The organism is Streptomyces sp. NPDC002643, from assembly GCF_053592555.1.
The window spans coordinates 38,161-58,575 of record NZ_JBSFVY010000026.1 but is presented as its reverse complement, the minus strand read 5'-3'; the positions used below and the strand labels follow the sequence as shown (position 1 = coordinate 58,575).

General features: G+C 72.4%; 16 protein-coding genes. 6 read left to right on the top strand and 10 right to left on the bottom strand.

Annotated features, from left to right (window positions below):
- Nucleotides 1-66 precede the first annotated feature (66 nt).
- The 9 genes from ACWD4G_RS32715 to ACWD4G_RS32675 form a co-directional block, all read right to left on the bottom strand.
- Entirely contained in the window at nt 67-750 is a 684-nt protein-coding gene (locus tag ACWD4G_RS32715) for a response regulator (protein WP_451299886.1), read from the bottom strand.
- Nucleotides 747-3,161 (bottom strand): histidine kinase, encoded by a 2,415-nt coding sequence (locus tag ACWD4G_RS32710; RefSeq protein WP_451299884.1) that lies wholly within the window; start codon nt 3,159-3,161, stop codon nt 747-749. The genes ACWD4G_RS32715 and ACWD4G_RS32710 overlap by 4 nt, the downstream gene beginning before the upstream one ends.
- 126 nt (nt 3,162-3,287) lie before the next feature.
- Nucleotides 3,288-4,016, bottom strand: coding sequence for an alpha/beta fold hydrolase (locus ACWD4G_RS32705; RefSeq protein ID WP_451299882.1), 729 nt, complete (start codon nt 4,014-4,016; stop codon nt 3,288-3,290).
- A 70-nt stretch (nt 4,017-4,086) separates the two neighbouring features.
- Complete coding sequence (locus ACWD4G_RS32700; protein WP_451299880.1) at nt 4,087-4,797, bottom strand: maleylpyruvate isomerase family mycothiol-dependent enzyme; 711 nt, start codon at nt 4,795-4,797, stop codon at nt 4,087-4,089.
- Nucleotides 4,794-5,627 carry a fumarylacetoacetate hydrolase family protein gene (locus ACWD4G_RS32695; RefSeq protein WP_451299878.1) on the bottom strand — a complete coding sequence of 278 codons (834 nt, stop codon included), beginning with the start codon at nt 5,625-5,627 and terminating at the stop codon, nt 4,794-4,796. The genes ACWD4G_RS32700 and ACWD4G_RS32695 overlap by 4 nt, the downstream gene beginning before the upstream one ends.
- Nucleotides 5,624-6,784 (bottom strand): cupin domain-containing protein, encoded by a 1,161-nt coding sequence (locus ACWD4G_RS32690; RefSeq protein WP_451299876.1) that lies wholly within the window; start codon nt 6,782-6,784, stop codon nt 5,624-5,626. Before ACWD4G_RS32690 ends, ACWD4G_RS32695 begins: the two co-directional genes overlap by 4 nt.
- Nucleotides 6,774-8,420: a (2,3-dihydroxybenzoyl)adenylate synthase gene (locus ACWD4G_RS32685; RefSeq protein WP_451299874.1), complete on the bottom strand. Its 1,647-nt coding sequence runs from the start codon at nt 8,418-8,420 to the stop codon at nt 6,774-6,776. Before ACWD4G_RS32685 ends, ACWD4G_RS32690 begins: the two co-directional genes overlap by 11 nt.
- A 172-nt stretch (nt 8,421-8,592) precedes the next feature.
- Entirely contained in the window at nt 8,593-10,656 is a 2,064-nt protein-coding gene (locus ACWD4G_RS32680) for an acetate--CoA ligase family protein (RefSeq protein ID WP_451299872.1), read from the bottom strand.
- Entirely contained in the window at nt 10,653-12,188 is a 1,536-nt protein-coding gene (locus ACWD4G_RS32675; RefSeq protein WP_451299870.1) for an FAD-dependent monooxygenase, read from the bottom strand. The genes ACWD4G_RS32680 and ACWD4G_RS32675 overlap by 4 nt, the downstream gene beginning before the upstream one ends.
- Before the next feature lie 217 nt (nt 12,189-12,405).
- On the opposite strand from ACWD4G_RS32675, the gene ACWD4G_RS32670 reads away from it, so the two are divergent.
- Nucleotides 12,406-13,203: a PaaX family transcriptional regulator gene (locus ACWD4G_RS32670; protein ID WP_451299868.1), complete on the top strand. Its 798-nt coding sequence runs from the start codon at nt 12,406-12,408 to the stop codon at nt 13,201-13,203.
- Nucleotides 13,204-13,325: 122 nt separating this feature from the next.
- On the opposite strand, the gene ACWD4G_RS32665 is transcribed toward ACWD4G_RS32670, so the two are convergent.
- Entirely contained in the window at nt 13,326-14,126 is an 801-nt protein-coding gene (locus tag ACWD4G_RS32665; RefSeq protein WP_451299866.1) for an IclR family transcriptional regulator, read from the bottom strand.
- 308 nt (nt 14,127-14,434) lie between these two features.
- On the opposite strand from ACWD4G_RS32665, the gene ACWD4G_RS32660 reads away from it, so the two are divergent.
- From ACWD4G_RS32660 to ACWD4G_RS32640, 5 genes are read left to right on the top strand one after another with little or no spacing between them, the layout of a single operon-like run.
- Nucleotides 14,435-15,433, top strand: coding sequence for an amidohydrolase family protein (locus tag ACWD4G_RS32660; RefSeq protein ID WP_451299864.1), 999 nt, complete (start codon nt 14,435-14,437; stop codon nt 15,431-15,433).
- Nucleotides 15,434-15,441: 8 nt separating this feature from the next.
- Nucleotides 15,442-17,031, top strand: a complete 1,590-nt coding sequence (locus ACWD4G_RS32655; protein WP_451299862.1) for a bifunctional 3-(3-hydroxy-phenyl)propionate/3-hydroxycinnamic acid hydroxylase — start codon at nt 15,442-15,444, stop codon at nt 17,029-17,031.
- The gene (locus tag ACWD4G_RS32650; protein WP_451299860.1) at nt 17,028-18,323 is read left to right on the top strand and encodes an MFS transporter; all 1,296 of its coding nucleotides are present in this window, start codon (nt 17,028-17,030) and stop codon (nt 18,321-18,323) included. The genes ACWD4G_RS32655 and ACWD4G_RS32650 overlap by 4 nt, the downstream gene beginning before the upstream one ends.
- A complete protein-coding gene (locus ACWD4G_RS32645) occupies nt 18,320-19,417 on the top strand; it encodes a maleylacetate reductase (RefSeq protein WP_451299858.1) in 1,098 nt (365 codons plus the stop codon). The genes ACWD4G_RS32650 and ACWD4G_RS32645 overlap by 4 nt, the downstream gene beginning before the upstream one ends.
- On the top strand, nt 19,414-20,349 hold the full coding sequence (locus ACWD4G_RS32640) for a dioxygenase family protein (RefSeq protein WP_451299856.1): 936 nt from the start codon (nt 19,414-19,416) through the stop codon (nt 20,347-20,349). The genes ACWD4G_RS32645 and ACWD4G_RS32640 overlap by 4 nt, the downstream gene beginning before the upstream one ends.
- Nucleotides 20,350-20,415 lie beyond the last annotated feature (66 nt).

Here is a 20,415-nt window from a genome sequence, read left to right as displayed (position 1 = left end):
CGTCAGAGGTGGGCGCCGGCCGGGTTCGGTGGCGTCAGGGGTCGGCACGGGCCGGGCTCGGTGGCGTCAGAGGTGGGCACCGGGCGGGTTCGGGCGGGCCAGGCCCAGGTCGTAGGCGAGGATCGTGGCCTGGACGCGGTCCCGGAGGCCCAACTTGCGGAGCAGGGCGTTCACATGGGACTTGACCGTACCCACGGTGATGTCGAGTTCATCGGCGATCTCCGCGTTGGTGAGGCCGGTCGCGACCAGGGTGAGGACATCGCGTTCACGGCCGGTCAGCCCGTCCAGTACGGACGGCGCGCCGTCGGGCCGGAAGCCTGCGCCCGCTCCCGAGGCGTAGTGGCCGATGAGCCGGCGCGTCGCGGAGGGCGCGAGCACACTCTCACCGGCCGCCACCACCCTGATCCCGTGCAGCAGTTCGGAGGCGTGCACGTCCTTGAGGAGGAAACCGGAGGCGCCGGCGCGCAGCGCGTCGAAGACGTAGGCGTCGAGGTCGAACGTGGTGAGCACCAGGACCCGGGGGGCGCCCTCGCGGCCGGTGATGATCCGGGTGGCGGCGATGCCGTCCAGTTCGGGCATCCGGACGTCCATGACGACGACGTCGGGGGCCAGTTCCCCGGCGAGCCGTACGGCGGCCGCGCCGTCGGCCGCCTCGCCGACGACCGTCATGTCCTCCTCGGCGTCGATCACGGCGGCGAACCCCGCCCGTACGATGCCCTGGTCGTCGACGACCAGCACCCTGAGGCTCATCGCTCCCTCTCCTCGTCGCTCCGCTCCGCGCCCCTGCCCGCCACAGGTCCGTAGTCGACCGGTGTGCCCCCGGCCTGGGCCGTGCCCCCGGTGTCCGGTGGGCCCTCGGCCTCCGGTGCGATGGGCAGTCGGAGGTGGACCGTACCCGGTGGAGCGGTGGCCAGGGTGCCACCGACCGCGGTGACCCGTGCCGCCAGCCGTTCGCGTACGGCGCTGCCGGAGGCGTGGGGGACCCCGGTGGCCGTGAGCGTCAACATGGCGTCGTCCGCGTCGAGTTCCAGCAGGGCCGGTTCCTCGCCGCCGGCCGCGAGCAGGGTCTCGGCGGCATGGTACGCGGCCAGATCCACCGCCGTGGGCAGCCGTTCGGGCACCCGCTCGGTCATCCGTATCCGCACGTCCCGTCCCGTGGCTCTGCACTGATGGGCCAGCAGATCGAGGGCCTGGAGGGTGGGCTGGGGGCGCAGTTCGGGCGTGGTGTCGCCCGCCCGGACGGTGTCGAGCAGGGCGCGCATCGCGGCCAGCGCCTCACGGGCCCGGTCGGCGGTCACCTCCAGTCGGCCGGCCTCCGCCTCGGTGACCATGTCGGCGGTGCGCTCCAGTACGGTCGTCTCCAGCCCGGCGGCGATCCGCCGCCGCTCGGCCCACGCGTCCCGTACGGCCTCCTCGGTCCAGACGGCGAGCCTCCGTTCCCGCGCGCCCCGGGCGTCCCGGTCCCGCCGCCCGCGCAGGTAGCCGATCCAGCGGGCCGCGCCGACCACCGAGGCGGCCCCGGCGACCGAGCCCGCGACGACCGCCCAGGCGGGGACGGTCGTACCCCGGTCGAGGAGGGCGACGGCGAGGGCGAGCGCGTGCACGGCGACGGCCGCGAGGGACGGGCCCGCAGACCGCAGGAGGGCGCGTGGGCCACGGTCGGTGGGCCGCTCTCCCGCCTGCCGATCCATGGTGTCCCCGGCGAGGGCCGCGCAGGTGGCGAGCATGCCCAGCAGCGGAGGCAGCAGCACCGGGCCCGTGTAGTCGCCCATGGTCATCGCCGGCGGCCAGAGCAGGGCCAGTCCGAGCAGGGCGGCGTACGTGGAACGGGGCGCGCGTGGCCGCCACAGCAGGGCGACCGCCTGGGCCGCCGCCAGGAGAGCGAACAGGACGCCCGCCGAGACATGCGCCTCGGTGGACGCGGGCTCGGGGTGGATGACCAGGGCGGGGAGCAGGGGTTGCAGACACAGGCCCGCGGCGGCGGCCAGCTGGGCCACACGGTAGCCACGGGTGACGGACCGCTCCGGCGGGGCGGCGGTACGGCCGGGCAGGACCGCGCGTACCTCCCAACCGCCCTCCGCCGTGGGCCCCGTGGACAGCGTGCCGCCCAACTCCTTGGCCCTGGACCGCAGAAAGCCCTGACCGCGGCCACCGCCGAGGTCCGCGCCGTGCGCCACCGAACCGGCCGGGGGTGCCGCGCTGGTGACCACGACGTCGGTACGGGTGTCGCCGTACCGGCACACCACCTTGGTCCGCGCGCCGGGGGCGTACCGGGCCACGTTGGTGAGGGCCTCGCGCACGATGCCGAACGCCGCGTCCGCGACGGCGCCCTCGGGCAGGGGGTCGATCTCGTCGTCGATCCGCTGGTCCAGCCGTCGGAACCCGGCGATCAGATCGAGCAGCCGCTCCTCGGGCGACGGCATGTCCTCGCGCGAGGGCGCGGGGGCCCGTACGGCACTCAGTGCGCGGGTGACCTCGCGGCCGGTCTCGACCGCGAAGTCCAGTGCCTCCGCGGCGAGTTCGGGACGCCGGTCGCGCAGCCCGAGCGCCGCGCCGGCGGTGACGACGACGGCCGTCAGATGGTGGGCGCTGACGTCGTGCAACTCCCTTTCCATACGGCGCCGTTCGACCGCCGGGAGGCGATGCCGCTCGGCTTCGGCGCGCTTGAGCCGTTCCTCGGCGGCCTGTCGTGCGCGCCGGCCTCGGCGGACGAGGAGACCGGCGCCGCAGGTGGCCGCGTACAGCAGGGCGGTCAGGACGAGGTCGAGTCCGTTCCAGTCGCCGAGACCGTGCAGGCCGATGCCGAACAGCGACTGCCAGAAGGCGAGCGTCACCGTGCCGAGGACGGCCGTGAAGGTGTCCCGTTCAGTCGCCACCGTGAACAGGGCGAGCGCCACACCGGCCGTGCCGAGGACGGCCGTCGCCCCCGTCGGCAGCGGACCCGCGCCGAGCGCGCAGGTGGCCGCGACCACGACGAGGGTGGTCGCCGGGCGGGTCCGGCGCAGCGCGAGCGCCGCCGTCACCACCCCGGCGACCAGGGCCGCCACCACGAGCGCGGCCCCGGACGGCACCGTCCCACGCACCAGTGCGCCGCCGGGCCACACCAGGGCCTGGGCGCAGATCAACAGGACCGGGACCAGCCGGTCGTCCATTCGCTTCATGACGGACCAAGGTTAGGTCCGCCGACGACGGACCCGACTCCGGCTGGAGGGGGATCTCGGTCTCTTACCTGGGTTGCAGACGACAGCGGACGGCGAGGGACGACCGGGAGCCCTGGCGGGTCCGCCCTACACCGCGCAGGCCCGGACGAAGGCGTCGGCGAGTTCGGCGGGGCGGGTGAAGCAGGACTCGTGGCTGCCCGGAGTCTCTATGAACAGGGGGCTCTTGAGCCGCCCGGGGAAGCGTTCGGCCCAGTGCCACTCGCCGGGCAGGGAGACGTCCTCGGTGGACAGGACGTAGGCGGTGGGGATGTCGAGCGCGGTGAACGCCGAGGTGTCGGGCTTCTCGGTGAACGTGCCGAGGGGCTGCGGCACGAGGAGGGAGTGGACGACCCGCTGGGCCTCCTCACCGGCGTCCTGCATGAAGGCGCGCTGCCACACCTCCAGCGGCAGCGTCACCGAATCGTCGCCGGACGCGGCGGCCAGGGCGCGGAACATCTCGCCGTAGTGCGGTGGGCACGCCTCGATCAGGGACTCGCCGTCGTTCGGCACGAACGCGCTCCAGAACACCAGCCGCCGGACACGGGCGGCGAGTCTCGGAGCCGCGCCGACCAGGACATAGCCGCCCCAGCTGTGGCCGACCAGGGTGATTCCCTTGAGGTCGGCCCGCTCGACGTACTCCACAAGGCTGTTCACACAGTCGGTGAGGGTCACCCCGCGCCGGTCGTCGTCGGTGCCCAGCCCGGCCAGGGTCGGGGCGTGCACCTCGTGCCCGGCGGCCCTCAGCTCGTTCGCGACCGGACGCCAGGCCCAGCCGCCGTGCCACGCCCCGGTCACCAGGACGAAGGTCTCACTCATTGCCGATCTCCTTTGATCGATCGCGTCGATTGCCGACGCCTATTGCCGACGTCTATTGCCGACGTCTATGTCACAACCAGCGTGGAAGGGAAGGGAGTTCACCTGTGATGTGCAGTTCCTCGGTGCCGCCCCGGCCGGTGAGCCAGGCGGCGAGGGCGTACGGCGGTCCGGTGACCGTGACGCCGGGGGCCGGCTTGCCGAGCACGACGGAGCCGTGGCCGTCCGCCACCAACTCCGCGCCGCCGTCGACCCGTGACGCCATCCACCCGGCGACATCGCGCACCAGGGCCCGGGCGAAGCCGGGCGGCAGGGCGTCCATGCCGACGCCCGCCCGCAGGTCGACGAGGTGTATCCAGACCTCGCGGGCCCGCAGCCAGGGCACCTCGGCCGCCGGGATCTCACGGCCCAGTCCGCTGGTGACGGTGGCCGACCAGGCGTCGTCCGACAGCGCGTCCGCGGCCTTGCGGAAACGGTCGGCGGACTCCCTTACGTCCGCCCGCTGTTCGGCGAGGGAACGCCCGGCGCCCGCCTCGATGTCCGTCGCCCGCTGGCCGGGTGACGTGTACATGGGCGTACGTATCCCCGTGCGGGCCCAGGTCAGCAGGTTGACCAGCGCGTCGGCGTTGCGGGCGAGATGGGTGAGGAGATGGCCCCGGGTCCAGCCGGGGAGGGCGGACGGTGCGGCGACCCCCTCGGGCGGCAGCGCGTCGACCGCCTCCTCGAACCGGCGTTGTCCCTCCTCGGCCCAGGCCAGGACCTCGGCCCGGTCGAGTGGGGTCACGGCTTCTCCTCGACGACCGTGTTCACGCACTCCCCCAGGCCCTCGACCACGGTCCGTACGACCTGACCGGGCTTCAGGAACACCTTCGGGTCGCGGGCCGCGCCGACCCCGCCGGGCGTACCGGTCAGGACGAGATCGCCGGGCTCCAGCGTGGTGAACGTACTGATGTACGCGGCGATGTCGGCGGGGGTGAAGAGGAGGTCGGAGGTGCGGGAGCGCTGCATGACCTCGCCGTCCACCTCGCAGCGGATCTCCAGGTCGGCCGCGTCGTCGATCTCGTCGCCGGTCACCAGCCAGGGCCCGGCGGGGGTGCTGGCCTCCCATGCCTTGCCCTGGAGCCACTGCGGTGAGCGCCACTGCCAGTCCCGCATGGAGATGTCGTTGACGACCGTGCAGCCGGCGATCGCCGCCGCCGCCTCCTCCGTCGTGGCGCGGCGCCGCAGCCGGGAGCCGATGACGAAGCCCAGCTCGGCCTCCCAGTCCAGTTGCTCGGTCTCGCCCGGGTGGGCGATGTCGTCACGCGCGCCGAGCAGGACGTTGGCGAACTTGGCGAAGAGGGCGGGGTGCGAGGGCATCTCGCGGCCCATCTCGGCGATGTGGGTGCGGTAGTTGTGGCCGACGCAGAAGATCTTGCCGGGGGTCGTGACGACCGGGGCGAGGTCGAGGGCGGCCACGTCGTGCGCCGGGCCGTCGGCCGAGGCCGCGTGTGCACGCCAGTCGGGGCGGCGCAGCAGGGCGGCGACGTCGGGGGCGCCGGTCTCCACGGCCCGGTCGCCGTCGAGACGGACGGCCGCCGTGCCGTCGGCGGTGCGGATGGTGGCGAGCTTCATGCGGAGGTGCTCCCGGTGGTCTCGGTGCGGGCGAGGTTCAACGCCTCGTAGAGGGGCGCGTCGTTGAAGGTGAACAGGTCGAGGTCGGTGTGTGCGGCGAGGGTCAGGGCGCACCAGGAGGGGATCGAGACGAGGTCGCCGGTGGACACCTCGATGACGCGGTCGTCGAGGGTGACGGTGCCGCTGCCCCGGAACACCTGCCAGACGGAGGAGCCCACGGTGCGGCGGGTGGCGGTCGTGGTGCCCGCCCGCAGCCGGTGCATCTCGGTGCGCAGGCTGGCGAGGGCGTCGCGGCCGGTGGCGGGGTTGGTGAAGCGGATGCCCGCGTGGCCGGGCTCGATGACTCCGGGGTGACCTTCGTCCTCCAGCTCCAGCTGGGCGGTCAGGGCGTCGTCGGTGTCGGCCCAACGGTAGGCCATGAGCGGTGAGTTGGCGGTGTCGGGGGCCCCGATCGGGCGCAGCCCGGGGTGGCCCCAGAGCCGTTCGTTGCGGGACCGGGACGGGGTCGACCGGTCCGACACCCCGTCCTCGCCGAACTCGAAGAAGCCCGCGTCGAGGCGGTGCACCAGCGGGATGTCGAGGCCGTCCAGCCAGACCATCGGCTCGTCGCCGACATGGTGGTGCCCGTGCCAGTGCATGGACGGGGTCAGCAGCAGATCGCCGGGCCGCATCTCGACGGCATCGCCGTTGACGACGGTCCACACCCCCTCGCCCTCCAGGATGAACCGGAAGGCGCCCTGCGAGTGCCGGTGCGCCGGGGCCACCTCGCGCGGGCCCAGATACTGGATCGCCGCCCACAGATTGGGGGTCGCGTACGGCCGTCCGGGCAGCCCCGGGTTGGCGAGCGCGATCGCCCGGCGCTCACCGCCCCGCCCGACCGGCACCAGATCGCCGGAGCGACGGGCCAGCGGCAGCAGGGTGTCCCACTGCCAGACGTGCGGTACGGCCTCGGGGCGCGGGGTGAGCGGCATGAGGTCGCCGATCTCGGTCCACAGCGGGATCAGCCCGGCCGCCGCGAACCCGTCGTACAGCTCGCGGAGTTCGGGGTCCTTCTCGTCCGGGGCTATGACGGGCACGCTGGTGGCCGCGTCGGTGACCGCGTCCATGGCCGCGTCAGGGGCGGCGCCCACGGCCGTGTCAGGGGCGTCAGTGGTCATCGGGGGTTCCTTCGGCGTCGAGGCGGCGTGCGATGTCGGCGCGCAGGGCCTTCTTGTCGATCTTTCCGACCTTGGTGGCGACGAGTTCGGGGACGTTCACCAGCCGGTCGGGGAATTTGAAGCGGGCGCATCCGGCGCGCTCCATCACCTGGTGGATGTCGTCGAGGGTGACCGTGTGCCCGGGCTCCGGTACGACGTAGAGGCAGACCCGTTCGCCGAGGTGGACATCGGGCATGGCCACGGCGGCGGCGCGGGCGACACCGGGGGTCTGGTAGGCGAAGTTCTCGATCTCCTCGGCGGAGATGTTCTCCCCGCCCCGGATGATCATGTCCTTGTCGCGGCCCTCGACGACGAGGTTGCCGTCCGGCAGCAGCCGCACGATGTCACCGGTGCGGTACCAGCCGTCCTCGGTGAACGCGCGGGCGTTCTGCTCCTCGGCCCGGTAGTAGCCGCGCGGCGTGTACGGGCCCCGGGTGAGCAGCACGCCCGGTGTTCCGTCGGGGACCGGGTTGCCCAGTTCGTCGACGACGAGGAGTTCGTCGTCCTCGCACATCGGGCGCCCCTGGGTCGTGCAGATGACGTCCTCGGGGTCGTCGAGGCGGGTGTAGTTGAGCAGTCCCTCGGCCATGCCGAAGACCTGCTGGAGTGTGCAGCCCAGTTCGGGGCGGACCCGGCGGGCGACATGGTCGGCGAGCCGGGAGCCGCCGACCTGGAGCAGCCGCAGGGAGCCGAGGTCGTGTCCGGGGTGTTCGCGGTGGTGGTCCAGCCAGCGCTGGGCGACGGCCGGCACCAGGGCGCTCACGGTGACGCCCTCGCGCTCGATGACCGGGAACGCCTTGTCCGGGTTCGGGGAGCCGAGGACGACCCGGCCGCCGTTCAGCAGCGTGCCGAGCAGGCCGGGGCAGGCCAGGGGGAAGTTGTGCCCGAGGGGCAGGGCGGCGAAGTAGACCGTGTCGGGGCCGAGTTCACAGACCTCGGCGCTGCGGCGGGCGTTGTAGAGGTAGTCGTCGTGGGTACGGGCGATGAGCTTGGGCAGGCCGGTCGTACCACCGGAGAGTAGGAAGACGGCGATGGAACGGCTGTCGGGGCGGTACGTGTCCACGGCGGCCCGTTCGGGGGCTTCCGGCGCGGCGGCGCACAGCTCGCGCAGATCCACGGCACCGTCGCCGACCTTGTCACCAAGGACCAGCACATGACGCAGGGTTGACGAGCCGTCAGCGATCTCGAACGCCATCGCCTGATGGTCGTGGTCCTTCAGGACGTCCGGCACCGCGACGGCGACCGCCTCGCTGTGCTCGACGAGGTACCCGATCTCGTGTCTGCGATGGCCGGGCAGCGCCATGACCGGGATGACACCGAGGCGCAGACAGGCGTAGGTGAGGATCACGAACTCGACGGTGTTGGGCAGTTGCACCACGATCCGGTCGTCCGGTCGAAGCCCCAGCGCGGCGAGGCGCAACGCGGTGGCATCCGCGCACTCGGCGAGCCGCCGGTACGTCAGCCGCCGGTCACCGTCGACGACGGCGACCGCGTCAGGGGACGCGTCGGCGGCGGCGTGCAGCCGATCCCCGAGGGCGACGCCCTCCCAGTAGCCCTTCGCGGTGTAGCGCTCGGCGTACTCGGCCGGCCAGGGCACAACACCGTCGCTGCTCGGCTGAGGCAGGTCGGGCCGATTCCGCTCCGGTCCAGCACCAGCGCCCCGAAGGGGCTCGGGGCGAGACATTGTGCGGCCCCGCCGCGTGGGCGCGACCAGCCCAGACGGCGCCGCAGCCAACTGACGCCCTGTGGCGGCACTTCCAACGGAGGACTCAGCCATGGTCGTTCTCCTCAGTGGTCATGGGCACAATCACGGCGTCCAGGGCGATCAGCCCATCAGCGGTGAGCCGCAAAGGGTTGATCTCGATCTCGGCGGTCTCGGGACTCGCGGCCAGGGCTGCGGCAAGCCCGGCGACAACCCGGCCGAACGCGGAGCGATCCAGCACCGGCCCACCGCGCCAGCCGTCAAGCAGGGCCCGCCCGGCCAGTTCGCCGGGCATATCGGCGGCCTCGGTCACGGACAGCGGGGCGAGCCGGATCGCCACATCGGCGAGCGCCTCGGCGGCCGTACCGCCCAGCCCCACCAGCACGACCGGCCCGAACACCGGGTCCCGTCGCGCCCCGAGCACGAGATCGACACCCGCCGGGGCCATCGCCTCGACGAGATAGCGCCGCCCGTCCCCGATCGCGTCCAGCGCCGCGTCCAGCTCTTCGGGTGTACGGACCCCGAGATGGACGCCACCGACCTCCGTCTTGTGCAGGATCGCGGCGTCGAGCACCTTGACGGCCACGGGCCCGCCGAGCTGCCGCAGGGCGTGGTGGGCGTCGGCGCGGGAGTCGCAGGCCACGCGGTGGGGGGTGCGGATACCGAGCCGCGAGAGGTACGACTTCGCGGCGTCCTCGTCGAGGGGACCGGCGGGTACGGCCTCGCCCACCGTGCCCGGGTCGGCCTCGTCCGCCTCCTCCCGCACCACCCTCTGCCGCGCGTCCGTCACGAGTGCCCGTACGGCGTTGGCGGCGGACGCCGGGCCCGGGAGCGCCGGGACTCCGGTCTTGTGGAGGCGGGCCCGCTGCTCGGCGATGTCCTCCGGCAGGCCGCCGACGACCACCACGGCCGGGGAGCCGGGGCCGAGGCCGGCGTCCTGGGCGGCGGAGGCGAGGTCGACGCTGTCGGGCTCGGTCAGGGCGTAGACGGAGAGGAGGTCGATCGCCGGGTCATCGGCGGTGGTTTCGAGGACGCGGGCGAAGGTCTCGGCGGGGCGGCCGGTGTCGACCGGGTTGCGCTGGTAGGTGAGCGGCGGCAGCAGTGCGCCGAGCGCGTCCTGGGTGGTGGCGGCCAGCTCGGGTACGCGGATGCCGTCGACACCCGCGCGGTCGGCCAGCAGCAGCCCCGGCCCCGCCTGGGCGGTCACGATGCCGAGCCCGGGATCGCGCAGGGGCCGCAGCCGGATGCGGGACAGCGCGGTGAGCGCGTCCACCAGTTCCCGTTCGTCGTCCACGACCACGGCCCCGGCCTGTCGCAGCGCGGCCCGCGTCGTGCGCCAGGACGTGGCGAGCGCGCCGGTGTGCGAGCGGGCGAAGTCACCGATGTCGCTGCGGCCGACGACCAGCGCCACGACCGGTTTGACGCGGGCCACCGCGCGGACGGCCGCCACCAGGCGCGGCCCGTCCGGGACGGTCTCCAGATGCAGCGCGACGGCGGTCGTACGGTCGTCGCCGACGAGGTGTTCCAGGATGTCCGCGGCGGTGACGTCGAGGCCCGCGCCGATGCCGACGCCGAGGCTGATGCCGTTGCCCGCGGCGACCAGGTCGAAGGAGAGCGCGTGGTTGACGCCGCCGCTGGCCGCGACGACGGCGATGTCCCCGGCGGGAAGTTGTCCGGCGGCCGGTACGAAGCTGGCGGTCAGACCGAGGTGGGGCGCGAAGAAGCCGGAGGTGTTGGGGCCGAGCAGCCGGACCCCGGTCTCCCGGGCGACGCGGCGCAGTTCGTCGGCGTGGCGCTCGCCCTCGGGGCCCGCCTCGCCGAAACCGCCGGCGCAGACCAGTGCGGCACGGCAGCCGGCCGAGGCCGCCTCGGTCAGGGCCTCGGCGCAGCCGGCCGAGGGTACGCACAGCACGGCCAGGTCCAGCCGCCCGTCGAGGTGCGCGGCGGCTTCGGCGACCGAGGCGTACACGCCCTCGCCGGGATCGGGTCGGCGTGCGTTGACCAGGGCGCGGGCGCCGGGGAAGGAGGCCAGCGACCGGGCCATGGCGGCCCCGAGCTTCCCGCTCTGCCGCGAGGCGCCGATCACCGCGACACCTTCGGGTGCGAGCAGGGGGGTCAGGTCGGTCGTCATGCCCGCTCCCCTCCCACCAGGTCGGCGCGGCCGGAGAGCAGCAGGGTCTCGGCGCGGTCGTCGTCCATGGTGTCCTCCACGATCAGGGCGGGTACGCGGTGCCCGAGCCGGGCCTGTTCGGCGAGGAGGGAGCGGGTGAGGGGGGTTCCGCCGTGTACGGCGACCAGGGCGGGCGGGGCCGTAGCGTCGGCAGCTCGCGCCAACTCCTCGTACACCGAGGGGAGTTGGGTTTCCTCGTCCGGTGCGGTGAGCCACAGGCAGTCGGAGCCCTCGCCACGCAGTCCGGCCAGCTCCGCCCCCGTCAGGTGCCGGCCGGTGAACTGCCGCTCGCCCGCCCGGAACGGTGTCTCCAGGGGGTCGTGTCCCTCGTGCGCGGCCCGCCAGTCGCGTACGACCGTGTCGATGAACTCCGGGTCCCGGCGGGCGATCCGTCCCTTGCCGATGCTGCGGGAGATGAAGTGGAAGGCGAACTGGATGGGTTCGAAGGCGTCGTGGTAGCGGCCGAAGTGCTCCCACCAGGACAGGCTGGGCCGGGCGGAGGCCTGGATCTTCTCCACCGAGGGCCGCGCCGCCGCCTCGTACGCCTCCAGCGCGGCCGGAAGGTCGTCGCGGTGGGCGGTCAGGCTGTCGGCGAGGGCGATGGCGTCCTCCATGGCCATCTTGGTGCCGGAGCCGACGGAGAAGTGGGCGGTGTGGGCGGCGTCGCCGAGCAGTGCGACGTTGCCGCTGTGCCAGCGGCGGGTGCGGCGGGTGCGGAAGTTGCCCCAGCGGGAGTTGTTGACCAGCAGTTCATGGCCGTCGATCTGCTCGGCGAAGAGCTTCTCCAGGTAGTGCCTGGTCTTCTCGTCGCTGGGCCCGGGTGGCTGTGTGGTGTCGAACTCGTCGAGTCCGGCCCGGCGCCAGGACTCCTCATCGGTCTCCACGATGAAGGTGCTGACGCCGTCGCCGATCGGATAGCCGTGCACGGCGAAGGTGCCGTGCGGGCCGTGCTCGTGGACGAAGGTCAGCCCGTCGAAGGGATAACTCGTCCCGAACCAGATGAACTTGGCGGTCGCGACCTCCACCTCCGGTACGAGCACATCGGCGAGACGGTCACGGAAGCGGGAGTTCGCACCGTCGGCGGCCACGATCAGGTCGTAGTCGGCCAGCTGTGCCGGGTCGCCGGGAACCTCGTGGCTGAAGCGGAGGTCGACGCCGACCTCCTCGGCGCGGCGGTGCAGCAGGTGCAGCAGGGTCTTGCGGGTGATGGCGGCCATGCCGTTGCCGCCGCAGCGGACGCGCCGGCCCTTCAGCCGTACCTCGATGTCGTCCCAGTGCCGGCCGTGTTCGGCGAGGCCGGTGCGCAGGACGGGGTCCGCCGCGTGGATGGCGGCGAGGGTCGCGTCGGAGAACACCACGCCGAAGCCGAAGGTGTCCTCCGGGCGGTTCCGCTCGAAGACCGTCACCTCCACCGAGGGATCGGCCTGCTTGATGAGCGCCGCGAAGAACAGCCCACCGGGGCCGCCTCCGACACAAGCGATCCGAGAAACCATGGCCTCAGCCTCCATGTCGAACTCTGGGCCCAGCGTCGGACCCGCGAGCATCCTGTGTCAATAGATACACGGGCGTCAATAATTTGTAGCGGATTTCGGGAAGCGCCGTCAGGGCTGGTCATGGCCAGCCACCAGGGTTTGATCAGGTCAGTACAGGGGTCATCTCGGGCGCGCGACTCATCTTCACGACGGCCGTCCGTGTGTCATAGTCGGTTCCGTGAAGCCTCGATCGATCGTCTTCGACCTGTTCGGCGACTACGTCCGCTATCGCGGCGGCGCCGCCCGGATGCGCACGCTCACCACCCTGATGGGCTGCTTCGGCGTCGGTGAGAGCACGGTTCGGGTGGTGCTGGCACGGCTGCGCAAGGAGGGCTGGTTCGACGTCCGGCGCGAGGGCAGGGAGACCGTCTACGCTCTGAACAAGCGCAGTCTCCAGCTCCTCGACGAGGGCCGTACCCGTATCTTCGACCGGGCGCCCGCCGACTGGGACCGGCACTGGTACATGGTCATCTACTCGGTCCCGGAGACCGAGCGCGGCGTACGCGACCGCATCCGCAAGGAGCTGGCCTGGCTGGGTTTCGGCCCGCTGGCCCCGTCCACCTATGTCTCCCCGCACGACCGGCTGCGGCAGGTCCGGGAGAAGTTCGCGGACGAGCCCGCCGTACGCCTCGACACCCTGCGCTGCCAGTCGGGCGGGCTGCCCGTCGACCGCGAGATGGCGGCGCGCGGCTGGGACCTCGATGCCCTCAACGAGGACTATCGCGAGCTGCTGCGCACCTATCGCGGGCGGATGCCCTCGTATCGGGGCGGGCATCTCAGCCCCGAGGAGGCTCTGGTGGAGCGGATGCGGTTGACGTACGACTACCGCCAGTTTCCCTTCCGCGATCCTGATCTGCCGACCGAGTTGCTGCCGGCGGGGTGGGTGGGGCGGGAGGCGTATGAGATGTTCATGGAGGCCCATGATGTGTTGGGGCCGTCTGCGGAGGCGTATTACGACGAGGTAGTGCTGCGCTAGGAACTGGGGGCGCCTTTTGATGTGCCTCGCTTTGTCGTCTGGCGACTGCTGCGCCGTCGTGGCTTGTCGCGCCCACGCGGCGGAGCCGCATAATGTCTCGCCCCGCGCCCCTTTCAGGGGCCCTAGGCCAGATGGCCCAGCTCTCTTGATGCCTCCGTCACCGTCGTGTGCAGTTCTCGGGTCATTTCGGCCAGGTGGTCCGGGATTCCGGCGCTCTCCGGGAGGACGACCGAGATGGCCAGGGGCAGGGGGTCGCCGGCGGCGAAGACGGGGGCCGCGATCGAGATGATGCCCGGGATGACGCTGCCGCGGGTCTCGGCGTGGCCCTGTTCGCGGACCTGTTCGCGGGTGGCCGTGAGGCGCTCGGCGGGCCAGTCGGCCTCCTTGCCGCGCAGTTCGTCGCGGAGCACCTCGTCGGTGAGGCTCTCGGGCAGATGGGCGAGGAAGACCCGGCCGACCGACGAGGTGACCAGGGGCAGGGTGGCGCCGACGCGCACGGTCAGCGGCAGGGGCCGGGTGCCGTAGGCCCAGCTGACGACGATCGGGCCGCGGTCGCCCCAGACGGCGAGGTTCACGGAGTGGCCGGTGCGGTCGCGGAGCCGCATGGCGTGTCCGCCCGCGACCGCCACCTCGTTGGTGCGGCGCAGCGCCTCGGCGCCCATGCGTCGCATGGCGGCCCCGAAGTCGTAGAGCCCGGACGCGGGGTCCTGTGAGGTCAGCCCGATCCGGCCGAGGCTGACGAGATAGCGGTGGACCTTGCTGGGCCGCATTCCGCTGGCCTGGGCGATCGCCGACAGGCTCTGCGCGCCGCCGCCGCTCTCCAACGCCAATAGGACCCGCATGGCCGTCTCGACGGACTGGATGCCCTGGCGCTCCCCGTTCTCCCTGGGGTCGGGCTTCTCCTCTGGGTCGGTCGTGGTCACGGCGTGGCCCTCTCCCCTGCCGGTGATGGAACGTGATCAGCCTATCGGCGCGACCGGTCGGAACCGTTCGCGAACCGATCTTACATTCACTATTGCGGAACGCATTACGTTCTGGTGAACTGCGCATCGGTGGCACTCACCGCCACACCCGCTGCTCCTCCGCCGCCCCTAGGCCCTGTCGGCCCGTCCCCGCAGCCACCCGCTGAGGCGCCCTCCCCCACTGCGCCCCCCGGCTGCGACGACCAGGCGCCACATCCCCGCTCGTCTCACCTCGACCGCACTCGCGATCCCCCGAGGAGAACCCCGCAATGAAGCTGATCGGCCTCGAAGAGCACTTCGTGACCCCCGACCTGGTGGGCCACGGCGCGTCCACCGCCTCCATCGCCCAGCCCCAGGCCTGGGCGGAGGCCTCCCGCCGGCTCCTCGACCTCACCGAGGAACGCCTCGACGACATGGACGCGGCAGGCCTGGACATGCAGGTCCTGTCCCTCAACTCCCCCGGCCTCCAGGCGGAGAAGGACCCGGCCGCCGCCGTACGCCAGGCGATCACCGTCAACGACTTCCTCACCGGTGTCATCGCCGAGCACCCCGACCGCTTCTCCGGCTTCGCCGCCCTGCCGCTGCAGGACCCCAAGGCCGCCGCCGACGAACTGGAGCGCGCGGTCACCCAGCTCGGGCTGCGCGGCGCCCTCGTCAACGCGCACACCCACGGCCGCTATCTCGACGACCCCGAGCTGAGGGTCGTCTGGGAGCGCGCCGAACACCTCGGCGTACCGCTCTATCTGCACCCGGCCAACGGCGTCGACACCGCGCACGTCCTGTCCGGCCACCCCGAACTCGTCGGGCCGATGTGGAGCTGGGGCATCGACACCGCCACCCACGTCCTGCGGCTGATCTTCGGCGGGGTCTTCGACGACTTCCCGGGCGCCAAGCTGCTGCTCGGCCACATGGGAGAGGGGCTGCCGTTCGTGATGTGGCGCATGGACTCCCGCTGGGACTTCCACGCCCACCACGGCATCGAACTGAAGCGGGGACGCCCCTCGGAGTATCTGCGGCACAACCTCTACATCACCACCAGCGGCGTCTGCGACTCCGCGCCGCTGCTCACGGCGCTGCTGTCGATGGGCGCCGACCACATCCTCTTCGGCACCGACTACCCCTTCGAGGACATCGAGACGGCCACCAGGTTCCTGCGGAACGCGCCGATCAGCGAGGCCGACCGGCTGAAGATCGGCCACCGGAACGCGGAGAAGCTCCTCGGCCTCACCACCGACCCCGCGCCCGCACCCGCGTACGCCGGTGTCTGAGGCATCGGATGTCCGAGGAACCGGAACGGAAGGGCACGCACATGTACGACGTCGCCGTCATCGGGTACGGGCCGGTGGGCATGGTCACGGCGGCACTGCTGGGTCGGGCAGGCCATGACGTGATCGTGCTGGAGCGCTACCCCACCCTCTACAACCTGCCGCGCGCCGCCATCTTCGACGACGAGACGATGCGCACGTTCGACCGTCTCGGTCTCTCCCAGGCCCTGCTGCCCACGCTGCACGTCCAGCGGAACTACGAATGGCTGGGCGGCGCGGGCGAGTTGCTCATCGAGCACGACTTCGCCGCCGTCGGCGGCCAGGGCTGGGCGGAGTGGTACATGATGTACCAGCCGTACCTGGAGGACGCCCTCGACGGTCTGGTCCGGGGTCTGGGGAACGTACAGATCCGGATGGATTCCCGGGTCACGGGACTCCACCACACCGATCGGGGCGTGGACATCCGGGTCGAGGGAACGGACGGCGTCGTCTCCGCCCGGTACGTCGTCGCCTGCGACGGCGGCAACAGCTTCACCCGGGACTGGCTGGGGATCGGGCAGGAGGACTACGGGTTCTCCGAGCCGTGGATGGTCTGCGACTTCCGGCTGAAGGAGAACGGCGGAGCCGACATCCCCAAGGCCCGCCAGGTGTGCGACCCGAAGCAGCCGATCTCGATCATCTCGCTGGGCCCCGAGCACCACCGGTTCAGTTTCATGCTCGACTCGGCGGAGTCCTTCCCCGTCGAGCGGGAGCCCGACCGGGTGTGGGCGCGGGTCGCCGACCATGTCGACCGGGGCCAGGCCGACCTCATCCGGGTCGCCACCTACACCTTCCGCTCGCTCGTCGCGGAGCGCTGGCGCGGCGGCCGGGTCTTGCTGGCCGGGGACGCGGCGCACCAGATGCCGCCGTTCCTCGGGCAGGGCATGTGCTCGGGCATCCGGGACGCGCAGAACCTCGCGTTCAAGCTGGACGCCGTGCTGCGCGGCGCCGACGAAACGCTGCTAGACACCTACCAGAGCGAACGCGAGCCCCATGTGCGGGCCATCATCGCCAAGGGCATCGAGTTGGGCCGGGTGCAGACCATGCGCGACCCGGTGGCCGCCGCCGAGCGCGACGCCCGGCTGATCGCGCAGCGCGAGGCGAACGGGCGCCCCGAGAAGATGCGTTTCCCGGGTCTCGGTCCGGGTCTGCGCGACACGTCCCCGCAGGCCGGGCAGCTGATGCCGCAGGGCCGGGTCGAGGCGCACGGCACCGAGGGGCTCTTCGACGCCGTACTCGGCCGGGGTTTCGTCCTCCTCGTCGACGGCCGTGCAGGCGCCACGCTCGACGCCCCGGCCATGGCCGAGGCCGCCCGGCTCGGTGTCGGCGTCCACCACCTCACCGACCGCCGGCTCACCACCGAGGGGTTCACCGATGCCGGCGGCGTCTACGGGCGCTGGTTCGACGAGACCGGCAGCGCCGCCGTCCTGTGGCGGCCCGACTTCTACATCCTCGGCACCGTGGCCTCCCTCACGGACGCCCCGGCGCTCCTGAAGACCCTTGCCACCGCAGTCGAGCCGGTACAGGCTCCTGCCACCGTCGGAGAAAGGACCCGGCCATGACCGCTCCGTCCGTCGTACGCCCGACCGTCCGAAGAGTGCCCGCGACCGCGTTCATGCTGGTCGCCGCATGGATCGTCTCCTCTCTGGAGGGCTATGACCTCGCCGTGTACGGCGTCACCGTGCCCGCGCTCCTGGGTGACCCCTCGCTCGGCATCGACAAGGCGGAGGCCGGCACGATCGGCTCGCTCGTCGGCATCGGCATGCTCATCGGCGCGGGCCTCGCCGGGGCCCTCGTCCACCGCACCGGGCCGCGACGGCTGCTGCTCGCCGGGACCTCGGTGTTCACCGTGGGCATGGCGGTCTGCACGGTCGCGGGCGGCGTGCCGTCCTTCGGCGCCGGTCGTCTGATCGTCGGTCTGGGTCTGGGTGTCGTGCTGCCGACGATCAACGCCTTCGTCGCCGACCTCAGCGAACCGAACCGCCGCAGCCGCAATGTCGCCCTGATCATGAGCGGTTACGCGGCCGGTGCCCTGCTCTCCCCGCTGCTGGGCACCGCCCTGCTCCCCGATGTGTCGTACCGCTGGCTGTATGTGATCGGTGTGGTGCCGGTGTTCGCGGCCGTGCCGCTGCTGCTGAAGCTTCCGGAGAGCCCGTTCCATCTGCGCCGTACGGGCCGCGCCGACGAGGCACGCGAGGTGGAGGCGCGGCTCGGTCTCACCCCGGCGGAGGCGGCGCCGGCTTCCGACCCGGGCCGCTGGCTGGGCCTCGGCTCGCTGCTGACGGGCGGGCTCGCGGTGTCGACCGTGCTCTTCTGGGCCATGTCCTTCTGCGGGCTGCTGCTGGTCTTCGGCATCAGCACCTGGCTGCCCAGCATCATGCAGGCCGCCGGCTTCTCGCTCGGCTCGGCGCTGCTGCAGACGGCGGCGATGTGGCTGGGCGTCGGCTTCGGCGCCATCCTCGGCGGCCGGGTCGCCGACGCGCTGGGCGCCAAGCGGGTCGTGGTCGTCGCGTTCCTGGTCGGCACGCTGAGCCTGATCGCGATGAGCACCCGCCCGCCGACGGCCGTGATGTTCGTGCTGATGTTCATCAGCGGCTTCGGCTTCATCGGTTCGCAGATCCTCGGCAACGCGTTCATCGTGACCAGGTATCCGGACGCCGTTCGCGGCAACGGTCTGGCCTGGGCCCTGTCCATCGGCCGGTTCGGCGCGATCGTCGGCCCCTCGCTCGGCGCGTTCGTCCTCAGCTCGGGCGCCGACATCGAGTGGGCCTTCTACGCCTTCGCCGTCCCCGCGCTCATCGGGGCGGTCGCGGCGGGCGCCGTGCCCCGCGCCCGGGCGACGGTGACGCCGTGAGCCCCGTCCACTCGACGGTCGTGTACGAGTCGTGGGGTCAGCGGGTCGTCTTCGGCTCCGGGACCGCACGGGACGATGTGGCGGCCGAGGTCACCGGGCTCGGCGCCCGCCGGGTCCTGGTGATCGCGGCCGACGCCGAACGCGCCCTGGCCGAGGACCTCTGCAAGGACCTCCCCGTCGTCGGGATCTTCGGCGGGGTCCGGCCCCACGTCCCGGCCGAGGTCGCGGGCGCCGTCCGCGCCGCCGCCCACGAGCACTCCGCCGACCTGCTGCTCAGCGTCGGCGGCGGCTCGACCACCGGCACCGCGAAGGCGGCGGCGCTCACCACCGGCCTGCCGATCCTCGCCGTGCCCACCACCTACGCCGGCTCCGAGGCCACCCCCGTCTGGGGCCTCACCGAGGACGGCCACAAGCGCACCGGCGTCGATACCAAGGTGCTCCCCCGTGTCGTCGTCTACGACGCCACGCTGATGCTGTCGCTGCCGGCCCGGCTGTCGGTGACCTCGGGGCTCAACGCCCTCGCCCACTGCGTCGACGCGTGGTGGGCACCCCGGCAGAACCCGATCAGCTCCGCCCTGGCCGTCGAGGGCGTCCGGTCGCTGGCGTCCGCGCTGCCGCGCATCGTCGCCGACGGCCAGGACGTCGCCGCCCGCCGCGACATCCTCTTCGGCACCTACCTCGGGGCGGTCGCCTTCGCCGGGGCCGGTTCCGGGCTGCACCACAAGGTGTGCCACGTCCTCGGGGGCGCGTACGACCTCGAACACGCTGCCCTGCACTCCGTGGTGCTCCCCCATGTGGTCGGTCTGAACCTGCCCTCCGCCCCCGACGCCGCACAGCGCCTGGGCGCGGCACTCAACTCGCCCACCGACCCCTTCGGCGCGCTCCTCGACCTCTACGCGAGGCTCGAACCCCCTTGTTCCCTGGCTGAGTTGGGGCTCCCCGAGGAGGAACTCGACCGGGCCGCCGACCTGGTCATGGCCCAGATCCCGGCCACCAACCCGCGCCCGGTGACCCGCGACGAGATACGCACGCTGCTGGGGCGCGCGTGGCGCGGGGACATCCCGGTGCCGGTACACGAAAGAACGGACCGATGACCGAGCGGGAACTGGCCGAGAAGGCCGGTGAGCGGGAACTGACCGACAAGGTCGTCGCGAGTTTCGACGGCGCGCGGGACGACCGGTTCCGTGAGGTGATGGGGTCCCTCGTCCGGCACGCGCACGCGTTCGTGCGCGAGACCCGGCTCACCGAGGACGAATGGTCCGCGGCGATCGCGTTCCTCACGGCGGCCGGGCACCTCACGACCGACACCCGCCAGGAGTTCGTCCTGCTCTCGGACGTCCTCGGCATCTCGATGCTGACCGTCGCGGTGAACGAACCGGGGACGGGCACGGTGAACGCGTCGGGCTCGGGTGAGGCCGCCACCGAGTCCACGGTCCTCGGCCCGTTCTTCGTCCAGGACTCACCCCGCGTCGAACTCGGCGGGGACATCGCGGGCGGTGCGAGCGGTGAACCGGCGTGGGTCGTCGGCCGGGTCACGGACACCGCCGGCAACCCGGTCGCGGGCGCCCGCATCGAGGTGTGGGAGGCCGACGACGACGGGATGTACGACGTCCAGTACGAGGGCGGCGCCGGCCAACTCGCCGGGCGTGCACATCTGTTCACCGACGCCGAGGGCCGCTACCGCTTCTGGGGGCTCACCCCGACGCCGTACCCGATCCCCGACGACGGCCCCGTCGGCCGCCTCCTCGACCGGGCCGGCCGCTCGCCGATGCGGGCGCCGCATCTGCACTTCAAGGTGACGGCACCCGGCTTCCACCCGCTCATCACCCACATCTTCGTCGCGGGCGATCCCTGGCTGGACCGTGACTCGGTGTTCGGGGTGAAGGAGTCACTGATCCGCCCGTTCCACCGCCATCCGGCCGGGACCCCGACGCCGGACGGGCGCCGACTCGACGGCCCATGGACCTCTACGACCTTCGACATCGTCCTGCGGAAGGAGGCATCGAGCGGAGCCGACGCCTCGTGAACTGCGCCCGGCGCGTACGGGGCCTCCGGTCACACCGCTGACCTGCGCCTCGTGCGCCCCGTTGTC

Excerpts from the sequence above, each read along its gene's own strand:
- ACWD4G_RS32715 (WP_451299886.1), bottom strand. The coding sequence starts at position 750 with ATGAGCCTCAGGGTGCTGGTCGTCGACGACCAGGGCATCGTACGGGCG.
- ACWD4G_RS32710 (WP_451299884.1), bottom strand. The coding sequence starts at position 3,161 with ATGAAGCGAATGGACGACCGGCTGGTCCCGGTCCTGTTGATCTGCGCC.
- ACWD4G_RS32705 (WP_451299882.1), bottom strand. The coding sequence starts at position 4,016 with ATGAGTGAGACCTTCGTCCTGGTGACCGGGGCGTGGCACGGCGGCTGG.
- ACWD4G_RS32695 (WP_451299878.1), bottom strand. The coding sequence starts at position 5,627 with ATGAAGCTCGCCACCATCCGCACCGCCGACGGCACGGCGGCCGTCCGT.
- ACWD4G_RS32690 (WP_451299876.1), bottom strand. The coding sequence starts at position 6,784 with ATGACCACTGACGCCCCTGACACGGCCGTGGGCGCCGCCCCTGACGCG.
- ACWD4G_RS32680 (WP_451299872.1), bottom strand. The coding sequence starts at position 10,656 with ATGACGACCGACCTGACCCCCCTGCTCGCACCCGAAGGTGTCGCGGTG.
- ACWD4G_RS32675 (WP_451299870.1), bottom strand. The coding sequence starts at position 12,188 with ATGGTTTCTCGGATCGCTTGTGTCGGAGGCGGCCCCGGTGGGCTGTTC.
- ACWD4G_RS32660 (WP_451299864.1), top strand. The coding sequence starts at position 14,435 with ATGAAGCTGATCGGCCTCGAAGAGCACTTCGTGACCCCCGACCTGGTG.
- ACWD4G_RS32655 (WP_451299862.1), top strand. The coding sequence starts at position 15,442 with ATGTCCGAGGAACCGGAACGGAAGGGCACGCACATGTACGACGTCGCC.
- ACWD4G_RS32650 (WP_451299860.1), top strand. The coding sequence starts at position 17,028 with ATGACCGCTCCGTCCGTCGTACGCCCGACCGTCCGAAGAGTGCCCGCG.
- ACWD4G_RS32640 (WP_451299856.1), top strand. The coding sequence starts at position 19,414 with ATGACCGAGCGGGAACTGGCCGAGAAGGCCGGTGAGCGGGAACTGACC.